Consider the following 8,881-nt stretch of genomic DNA (forward strand, 5'->3'; position numbering starts at 1 on the left):
TCTGCGAGGCGGGTAGTTACCTAAATATCAATGTGACATTACTGGGACGAGTGTTTAGGATGACAGCACTAAGGTCAATAGTTTGGCATATAGTTTATAGCGAAAAAGTATAGCCAATTTGTTGACGATTAACCGCGTCAAAGTTGTGCCTCGAATACCTTGAAAGTACGTCCAGACTGAGTTGGCGAAAGCGCCATCAGGTCCATGGAAGTCAACTGAACGTGACACCCGGAGAGTCTTCAATGAGCAGTGTTGTGGCCATCGTCAAAAGCATTGTCGGTCAGGTTTTCGCGGTGTCCCCAGAGGGCATTCGCCGAGTACTCGTTGAAGGCGACCGATTGTTTGTCGGCGATCAGGTAGACACGGGCGCGGCGGGCGCCGTTACGCTGGAACTGGCTGACGGCCGCACCCTGGACCTGGGCCGCGACACTCAGTGGAGCGCCAGCGACCCGGATTCCAGCACTGACCTGTCAGAAGCCACTGCACAAGCCGCGCCATCGGTTGAAGAACTGCAACAAGCCATCGTTGCCGGTGCCGACCCGACCACTGAACTCGAAGCCACCGCAGCCGGCCCTACCGCTGCGGGCACGGGCGGTGCGGCGGGTGGCGGTCACAGCTTCGTGATGCTGGATGCAACCGCTGGCCGGGTAGACCCGACCATTGGTTTCCCGACCGCGGGCCTCAGCACTGCGGCGCAGGCGGCACAACTCACCACCGGTGGCCAGACGGCTGACACTAGCGCCAACGTACAGCGCGAATCGACCTTGAGCCTGAGCGCCACGCCGAGCATCACCGAGGCCGGTGGCGTACTGGTTTACACCGCGACCCTGACCCAGGCGCCGCTGACCGACCTGACCATCACCCTGTCCAATGGCTCGGTGATCGTGATTCAGGCCGGCCAGTTGACCGGTACCGTCAACGTCCCGCTCGCGCCGAACGACACTGTTTATAACGACTCGACCCAGATCAGCGTGACCGTCACCGGCACCACGGGTGGCAACGGCATCACCGTCACCCCGCCGACGACACCGGCCGTGACCCAAGTCACCGACACCGTCGACACCACAACGGTCACCTTGACCGCTGGCGCCAGCGTCACCGAAGGCGGCCAGATCACTTACACCGCGACATTGACCAACCCGGCGCAGACACCGGTCACCATCACCCTGTCCAACGGGTCGACGATCACCATCGATGCGGGTAAAACCACTGGCACCGTCGACGTGTCGACTCCAGCCAACGACGTCTACAACAACGGCAGCACGGTCACCACCACGATTACCGGCGCCACCGGCGGCAATTTTGAGAACCTGGTGCCAAACCCGGCTCCGGCCGTGACCACCATTACCGACTCGCCGGACACCACCACCCTCACACTGACGGCGGGTTCGACGGTCACCGAAGGCGGCCAGATCACCTACACCGCCACACTGAACAACCCGGCTCAAACGCCGGTGACTGTCACCCTGTCCAACGGCTCGACCATCACCATCGAAGCCGGCAAAACCACCGGCACCGTGAACGTCGACACTGCGGCCAATGACGTTTATCAGAACGGCAGCACCGTCAGCGCCACGATCACTGGCGCCACCGGCGGCAACTTCGAGAACCTGGTGCCGAGTACTACACCTGCGGTCACCACCGTTACCGACTCGGTCGACAACACCGGCCTGAGCCTCACCGCCACCGGCACCGTGGTCGAAGGCGGCCAGATCACTTACACCGCAACCCTGACCAACCCGGCCGGCACGCCGATGACTGTGACCTTGAGCAATGGCTCGGTCATCTCCATCGAAGCGGGCAAGACCACCGGCAGCGTGACCGTCGATACCGCGGACAATGACGTTTACAACAACGGCAGCACCGTCAGCACCACCATCACCGGGACCACCGGCGGCAATTTCGAACAACTGACTCCGAGCACCACGCCAGAGGTCACCACCATTACTGACTCGGTCGACAACACCGGCCTGAGCCTCACCGCCACTGGCACCGTGGTCGAAGGCGGCCAGATCACTTACACCGCGACCCTGACCAACCCGGCCGGCACGCCGATGACCGTGACCTTGAGCAATGGCTCGGTCATCACCATCGAAGCGGGCAAGACCACCGGCAGCGTGACCGTCGATACCGCGGACAATGACGTTTACAACAACGGCAGCACCGTCAGCACCACCATCACCGGGACCACCGGCGGCAATTTCGAGCAACTGACTCCGAGCACCGACCCGGCGCTGACCGCCATTACCGACTCGAAGGACGACACCGGCCTGAGCCTGTCGGCGTCCACCGAAGTGGCTGAGGGTGGTCAGATTCTGTACACCGCGACCCTGACCAATGCGGCTGGCACGCCAGTCACCGTCACCCTTTCGAACGGCGCGGTGATCACCATCGCGGCGGGTGCCACCACTGGCAGCGTGAGCGTCCCGGCGCCGGCCGATGACGTTTACAAAGACGCCGGTAAAGTCGAAGCGACCATCAAGGACGCCACCGGCGGCAACTTCGAAAACCTGGTGCCGAGCACTGTTCCGGCAGTCACTGACATTACCGATACCCTTGATACCTCGACCGTCAGCCTGACTGCGACGTCCACTGTGGCTGAAGGCGGCACCGTGGTGTACACCGCGTCCGTGACTGCGCCAGTGACCGGCTCGCCGGTTGTCGTGAGCTTGTCCAACGGCCAGACCATCACCATTCCGGTTGGCGCAAGTTCGGGTAGCGTGAATTTTGTTGCACCAAACGATGCCTTGGCGGGCGGCAGCTCGCTGAGCGTCAAGATTGATGATGCCAAGGGCGGCAATTACGAGAAGCTCGACGTCGACGGCAAGTCGGCCGATACCTCGGTCACCGACTCGGCGGACACCACCACGCTTAGCCTGACAGCAACCGACTCGGTCGCTGAGGGCGGTTCTATCGTCTACACCGCGAACCTGACCAACGCGGCCGGCACGCCGGTCACCGTCACCCTGAGCAACGGCGCAGTGATCACCATCGCCGCCGGCGCCACCAGCGGCGCCGTGACCGTCAAGGCACCGGCCGATGACGTTTACAAAGACGCGGGCAAAGTCGAAGCAACCATCAAGGACGCTACTGGCGGTAACTTCGAAAACCTGGTCAAGGACCCGGCCGCAGCGGTGACCAGCGTCACCGACACCATCGACACCTCGACCGTCAGCCTGACCGCGACTTCGTCCGTGGCTGAAGGCGGCACCGTGGTGTACACCGCGTCCGTCACCGCGCCAGTGACCGGTTCGCCGGTTGTCGTGAGCTTGTCCAACGGCCAGACCATCACCATTCCGGTCGGAGCAAGTTCGGGTAGCGTGAATTTTGTTGCACCAAACGATGCCCTCGCGGGCGGCGGCTCCCTGAGCGTCAAAATCGACGACGCCAAGGGCGGTAACTACGAGAAGCTCGACGTCGATGGCAAGTCGGCGGACACCTCGGTCACCGACTCGGCGGACACCACCACACTCAGCCTGACAGCAACCGACTCGGTCGCTGAGGGCGGTTCGATCGTCTACACCGCCAACCTGACCAACGCGGCCGGCACTCCGGTCACCGTCACCCTGAGCAACGGCGCGGTGATCACCATCGCCGCCGGCGCCACCAGCGGCTCCGTGACCGTGAAGGCACCGACCGATGACGTCTACAAGGATGCCGGCAAGGTCGAAGCGACCATCAAGGACGCCACTGGCGGCAACTTTGAGAACCTGGTGAAAGACCCAGCGGCAGCGGTCACTGATGTGACCGACACCGTCGACACGTCCACCGTCAGTCTGACTGCGACTTCGTCCGTGGCCGAAGGCGGCACCGTGGTTTACACCGCATCCGTCTCTGCACCAGTGACCGGTTCACCAGTAGTGGTGACCCTCTCCAACAACCAGACCATCACCATCCCGGTTGGCGCAAGTTCGGGTAGCGTGAATTTTGTTGCACCAAACGATGCCCTAGCGGGCGGCAGCTCGCTGAGCGTCAAAATCGACGACGCCAAGGGCGGTAACTACGAGAAGCTCGACGTCGATGGCAAGTCGGCCGACACCTCGGTCACCGACTCGGCCGACACCACCACGCTTAGCCTGACAGCAACCGATTCGGTCGCTGAAGGCGGTTCGATCGTCTACACCGCCAACCTGACCAACGCGGCTGGCACACCAGTCACCGTAAACCTGTCGAACGGCGCGGTGATCACCATCGCGGCGGGTGCCACCACTGGCAGCGTGAGCGTTCCGGCGCCAGCCGATGACGTTTACAAAGACGCGGGCAAAGTCGAAGCAACCATCAAGGACGCTACTGGCGGTAACTTTGAAAACCTGGTGCCGAGCACTGTTCCGGCAGTCACTGACATTACCGATACCCTTGATACCTCGACCGTCAGCCTCACTGCGACTTCGTCCGTGGCCGAAGGCGGCACCGTGGTTTACACCGCGTCCGTGACTGCGCCAGTGACCGGCTCGCCAGTTGTCGTGAGCTTGTCCAACGGCCAGACCATCACCATCCCGGTCGGTTCGAGCAGCGCCAGCGTGAACTACGTTGCGCCGAACGATGCCTTGGCCGGTGGCGGCTCCCTGAGCGTCAAGATCGACGACGCCAAGGGCGGTAACTACGAGAAGCTGGACGTCGATGGCAAGTCGGCTGACACCTCTGTCACCGACTCGGCGGACACCACCACGCTTAGCCTGACAGCAACCGACTCGGTCGCTGAAGGCGGTTCGATCGTCTACACCGCCAACCTGACCAACGCGGCTGGCACACCAGTCACCGTCACCCTGAACAACGGCGCCGTGATCACCATTGCAGCCGGCGCCACCAGCGGCTCCGTGACCGTCAAGGCGCCGGCCGATGACGTCTACAAGGATGCCGGCAAGGTCGAAGTCACCATCAAGGATGCCACTGGCGGCAACTTCGAAAACCTGGTCAAGGACCCGGCCGCAGCGGTGACCAGCGTCACCGACACCCTCGACACGTCGACCGTCACGCTGACCGCCACGAGCACCGTGGCTGAAGGCGGCACCGTGGTGTACACCGCCTCGGTCGGCGCACCTGTCACCGGCTCGCCTGTGATCGTGACGCTGGCCAACGGTCAGACCATCACCATAGCGGTCGGCGCCAGCAGCGGCACCGTCAACGCCGTGGTCTCGAATGATGTGCTGAGCGGCCACGCGCCGGTGAGTAATTCGATCACCAACGTCAGTGGCGGCAACTACGAAAACCTGGTCGCCGATAAAACCCCGGTCAGCACCAGCGTGACCGACACCGTCGACACCACCACCCTGTCGCTGACTGCCACCGGCAACGTCAACGAGGGGGGGTCGATCGTTTACACCGCGAGCCTGACTAATCCGGCCGGCACTCCGGTCACCGTGACCCTGAGCAACGGTGCCGTGATCACCATTGCGGCTGGTAAAACCACTGGCACCGTGACCGTCGACGCGCCGAAAGACGACGTCTACAAAGACGCTGGCAAACTCGAAGTCACCATCAAGGACGCCGCTGGCGGCAACTTTGAGAACCTGGTCACCAGCCCGAATCCGGCCGTGACCAACGTCGCCGACACCACTAACACCACACAACTGACCCTCAGCGCTGACAAGTCTGTGCTCGAAGGTTCGCACATCACCTACACCGCGACCCTGACCAACGCCGCGCAAACCCCGGTGACCGTCAAGCTGAGCAACGGCGAGACCATCACCATCGAAGCCGGCAAGACCAGCGGTTCGGTCACCATCGCGGCGCCGAGCGACGACGTCTACAAGGATGCCGGCAAGCTCACCGTCAAGATGACGGACGCCAGCGGTGGCAACTTCGAAAAACTCGACGTCAGCAAGACGTCAGTGAGCACCACCGTCAAAGACACGGTGGACACGACGTCCCTGTCCCTGTCGGCCAGCCACACCGTGAGCGAAGGTGGCCAGATCACCTACACCGCCACCCTGAGCAACCCGACGGACACGGCGATGACCGTGAAGTTGAGCAACGGCGCAGTGATCAACATCGCCGCCGGCGCCACCACCGGTTCGGTGAACTTCGCTGCACCGGCCAATACGCCGTACATCGACGGCGGAAAAGTCCAGGCAACGATTGCCAGCCACAACGGCGGCAACTTCGAAAAAGTCGTCACCAGCTCTTCGCCGGCGGTCACCACCGTCACCGATTCGACCGACACCACCGGCCTGAGCCTGAGCGCCACCGGTTCGGTCGCCGAGGGTGGTTCGATCGTCTACACCGCGACCCTGACCAATGCCGCTGGCACTGCAATGACCGTTACGTTGAGCAACGGCGCAGTCATCAACATCGCCAAGGGCGCCACCAGCGGTTCGGTGAACTTCGCCGCCCCCAAGGATGACGTCTACAAAGACGCTGGCAAAGTCGACGCCAGCATCACCAAGACCACCGGTGGCAACTTCGAAAACCTGGTGGCAGACAAGACGCCAGCAGTCACCGACGTAACCGACACCATCAACAACAGCACCGTCTCCCTGACCGCCACGGCCAGCACGGTCGAAGGCGGCACCGTGGTTTACACCGCGTCGGTCAATGCACCAGTGACCGGTTCGCCGGTGGTAGTGGCGTTGTCCAACGGCCAGTTCATCACCATTCCGGTCGGTGCGAGTTCGGGTAGCGTGAATTTTGTTGCACCGAACGACGCCTTGGCTGGCGGCGGTTCGCTGAGCGTGAAAATCGATGGCACCACCGGCGGCAACTACGAAAACCTGGTGGCGAATCAAACCCCGGCGGTGACTTCGGTGACCGACGTCAAAGACACCACCACCCTGAGCCTGAGCGCTTCGGACTCGGTCGCGGAAGGCGGTTCGATTGTCTACACCGCGACGTTGACCAATGCTGCCGGCACCCCGGTCACCGTGAACCTGAGCAACGGTGCGGTGATCACCATCGCGGCCGGCGCGACGGTCGGCTCCGTGACGGTCAAGGCGCCTGCCGATGACGTCTACAAAGATGCCGGGAAAGTCGAAGCGACCATCAAAGACGCGACTGGTGGCAACTTCGAGAACCTGGTGCCAAGCACTGTTCCGGCAGTGACTGACGTTACCGACACCCTCGATACCTCGACCGTCAGCTTGACGGCCAACAGCAGCGTGGCGGAAGGCGGGACCGTGGTTTACACCGCGTCCGTTACCGCTCCGGTGACCGGCTCGCCGGTTGTCGTGACCTTGTCCAACGGCCAGACCATCACCATTCCGGTCGGTTCGAGCAGCGCCAGTGTGAACTTCATAGCGCCGAACGACGCATTGGCGGGCGGTGGTTCTCTGAGCGTGAAAATCGACGACGCGAAGGGTGGCAACTACGAGAAGCTGGACATCGACGGCAAGTCGGCAGACACCTCGATTACTGATTCCGCAGACACCACCACCGTCAGCCTGAGCGCTACCGACTCGGTCGCGGAGGGCGGTTCGATTGTCTACACCGCGACGTTGACCAATGCTGCCGGCACCCCGGTCACCGTGAACCTGAGCAACGGTGCCGTGATCACCATCGCGGCCGGCGCGACGGTCGGCTCCGTGACCGTCAAGGCACCAGCCGATGACGTCTACAAAGACGCCGGAAAAGTCGAAGCGACTATCAAAGACGCGACTGGCGGCAACTTCGAAAACCTGGTCACCAGCCCGGGAGCGGCGGTTACTGAAGTCACTGACACGATCAATACGTCGACCGTCAGCCTGACTGCAACTTCCTCTGTCGCCGAAGGCGGCAACGTGGTCTACACCGCTTCCGTCACCGCGCCGGTCACCGGTTCGCCGGTCGTCGTGACCTTGTCCAATGGCGAAAAAATCACCATTGCGGTCGGCGAAAGTAACGCCTCGATCACCGTCAAAGCGCCGAACGATGCCTTGGTCGGCCACGAGCCGCTGACCAACGCCATCAAGGATGTGACGGGGGGCAATTACGAGAGCCTGGTCGCCGACAAGACCCCGACCTCGACCGCCATCAGTGACACCCTGGACACCACCAAAGTGACCATGACCGCCAGCGACTACGTGGTCGAGGGCGGCACCATCACGTACACCGTCAACCTCAGCAATGCCGCCGGCACGGACATGACGGTCAAACTGAGCAACGGCGAGAGCGTCGTGATCAAGGCCGGCGACAAGTCGGGCCTCATCACCGTTCCGGCGCCGAGCGATGACGTCTACAAGGACGGCAGCAAAATCACCGTTGGCATCGCCAGCACCGACGGCGGCAATTTCGAAAAACTCGACGTCAGCAAAACCACGCACACCACCACCGTCAACGACACCGTGGATACCACCACGCTCAAGCTCAGTGCCGATGTGAGCACCGTCGGCGAAGGTGGTCAGATCAACTACACCGCCACGTTGAGCCATCCTGCCGACACGGCCATGACCGTGACCCTGAATAACGGTCTGGTGATCAACATCAAGGCTGGCGAGTCCAGCGGTTCGGCGCCGTACACCGTGCCAAATGACGTCTACACCGGCGCCTCGCCTGTTCGGGCAGCGATTGCAGAGAGCACGGGCGGCAACTTCGAAAAACTCGACACCGACCGCTCCGCCGTCGTCACCAAAGTGACCGACAGCGCGGACGCCACGACGTTGAGCTTGAGCGCTACTGATTCGGTCGCTGAAGGCGGTTCGATCGTCTACACCGCCAACCTGACCAACGCGGCTGGCACGCCGGTCACCGTGAACCTGAGCAACGGTGCCGTGATCACCATCGCCGCCGGAGCCACCAGCGGCTCCGTGACCGTCAAGGCGCCAGCCGATGACGTCTACAAAGATGCCGGGAAAGTCGAAGCGACCATCAAGGATGCCACTGGCGGCAACTTTGAGAACCTGGTGAAAGACCCGGCGGCAGCGGTCACTGATGTGACCGACACCGTCGACACCTCGACCGTCAGCCTGAC

Annotated in this window: 1 protein-coding gene; it reads left to right on the plus strand. The window is 62.4% G+C overall.

Annotated features, from left to right (window positions below; translation table 11 throughout):
• Positions 1-242: 242 nt before the first annotated feature.
• Positions 243-8,881 (plus strand): retention module-containing protein (locus FBY01_RS20180; protein ID WP_145309055.1); only part of this gene is annotated, 8,639 nt, incomplete at its 3' end.

The sequence above is a fragment of the Pseudomonas sp. SJZ077 genome, assembly GCF_007993905.1.
Taxonomy (GTDB): Bacteria; Pseudomonadota; Gammaproteobacteria; order Pseudomonadales; family Pseudomonadaceae; genus Aquipseudomonas; species Aquipseudomonas mandelii.